The sequence below is a fragment of the Streptomyces sp. NPDC046203 genome (genome assembly GCF_040646255.1).
Taxonomy (GTDB): domain Bacteria; phylum Actinomycetota; class Actinomycetes; order Streptomycetales; family Streptomycetaceae; genus Streptomyces.
This window is the reverse complement of sequence record NZ_JBEYZX010000102.1, coordinates 1-1,539: the sequence shown is the minus strand read 5'-3', so window position 1 is coordinate 1,539 and position 1,539 is coordinate 1. Positions and strand designations below refer to the sequence as shown.

Here is a 1,539-nt window from a genome sequence, read left to right as displayed (position 1 = left end):
GCGCCGCCCTCCCCGCGGCCCCCCCCCCCCCCCCCCCCGGCCCTGGCGCGTACGTGCGGGGGGGGCATGACTCCACCCGGGCGCGCACGCCGACACCCGACGGCCCTGACGCGGCCCTGATCTCGGGCGCGCCGACGCGGCCCCGCGCCGGATCGACGAATACGCCCCGTCCGACACCCGCTTCAACCGGCCGGACGTCGACCGGACATCACGGCACCGGCGGGCGCAGCTCCGCGACGCCGCTGATCAGCGCGCCACGCGCACCATCGGAACAACGATATGTATCCGAAACCAGACTGTTCTCAGATGCCGTGCACCAATAAGAGATATGTGGGTAACCTTCGGGTATGGCGTCATCGGCGATGGAAGAACGCATCGGGGACCGCATCAAGCGGGTGGAGCAGGAACTCACCTCCGCCAAGCATGCCGCGCTCCGACCGTTCAAGATCAATGTCCCGCAGTACAACGTGCTCCTCGCCCTGCAGCAGCAGCCGGGACTGTCGGGGGCGGCTCTCGCGCGCCGCGGCATGGTCACACCACAGACGATGTCATCCGTCCTCTCCACCCTGGAGGGCCGGGGCCTGGTCGAACGCCGGCCTCATCCGATCCACCTGAACATCCTCGAGGCCCACCTCACCCGGACCGGCGGCTCACTGATCCGCCGCGCCGACGAGGCGGTCAAGGGAGTCGAGGACCTGCTGACCGGCCGTTTCGGGCCGAGCGAGGCCGCGGAGTTCCTGGCCCGGCTCGACGCGTGCTCGGCGGCGCTGGCCGCCTTCAAGCCCGCCACCTCCAAGCCCACCACCGCCAAGAAGTAGCCGAAAAGCGGTCGGGGGGTGCCACCCACCCCCTCCCCTTCCCACCGCTCCCGTCCCGGATTCGGGGCGGGAGCGACCTTCGCCCATAACATAAGGTCCCTTACACCAGATCGATACCTTACTGTCGCCGGGCGCATCACCCTTCGGTCAAGGAGCCTCGACAGTCCGTCCCGGGCCTGTCGCCCGCTCGACCCGCGGATGGCGCCCGCTGGCTCCGCCGAGGCGGCCCGCCGCCACGGCCGGCCCCCTCCCGCACCCCTCCCACCGAAGTGAGGACACCATGTACACCGTCGCCGTCTCGTTCCACGTGCCCGCCGAACGGCGCCAGGACTTCATCGACGCCGCGCTGGAGGACGGGCGCCAGTCGCTCGCCCACGAGCCCGGCACGCGCGCCTTCGACCTCGTCGCCGACGCGGACGACCCCGACCGCTTCCACCTGTACGAGGCGTACGACGACGAGGCCGCGTTCGACACCCACTGCCAGGGGCCGCACTTCGCCCGCTTCTTCGAGACGGTCGGCGCCTGGGCCGAGGGCCCGACCTGGCTGCTGCGCGGCACGAGCGTGGCGGCGCCGACTCCGGCGTGACAAAACCGGCCGGCACCCCTCGGGCCACCGGCCGTACGGCGGGGCCCGGGAGGCCGGCTACGACGGCGTCGAGGTGATGGGCTCCGAGGGCTATCTGATCAACGAGTTCATCGCCTCGGCGACCAACCACCGCAC

2 protein-coding genes and 1 pseudogene are annotated in these 1,539 nt (G+C 71.3%); all 3 read left to right on the top strand.

Going from position 1 to position 1,539, the window contains the following annotated elements; all coding sequences use genetic code 11:
• The first annotated feature begins 347 nt into the window (after nt 1-347).
• Nucleotides 348-818, top strand: coding sequence for a MarR family transcriptional regulator (locus tag ABZ990_RS31130; RefSeq protein WP_361238959.1), 471 nt, complete (start codon nt 348-350; stop codon nt 816-818).
• A gap of 280 nt (nt 819-1,098) precedes the next feature.
• Nucleotides 1,099-1,404 carry a putative quinol monooxygenase gene (locus ABZ990_RS31125; protein ID WP_361238956.1) on the top strand — a complete coding sequence of 102 codons (306 nt, stop codon included), beginning with the start codon at nt 1,099-1,101 and terminating at the stop codon, nt 1,402-1,404.
• A 55-nt stretch (nt 1,405-1,459) separates the two neighbouring features.
• A pseudogene (locus tag ABZ990_RS31120) lies at nt 1,460-1,539 on the top strand (hypothetical protein); the annotation flags it as partial.

Bases quoted from the DNA above. Each gene is read 5' to 3' on its own strand.
- ABZ990_RS31130 (WP_361238959.1), top strand. From the start codon at position 348: ATGGCGTCATCGGCGATGGAAGAACGCATCGGGGACCGCATCAAGCGG.
- ABZ990_RS31125 (WP_361238956.1), top strand. From the start codon at position 1,099: ATGTACACCGTCGCCGTCTCGTTCCACGTGCCCGCCGAACGGCGCCAG.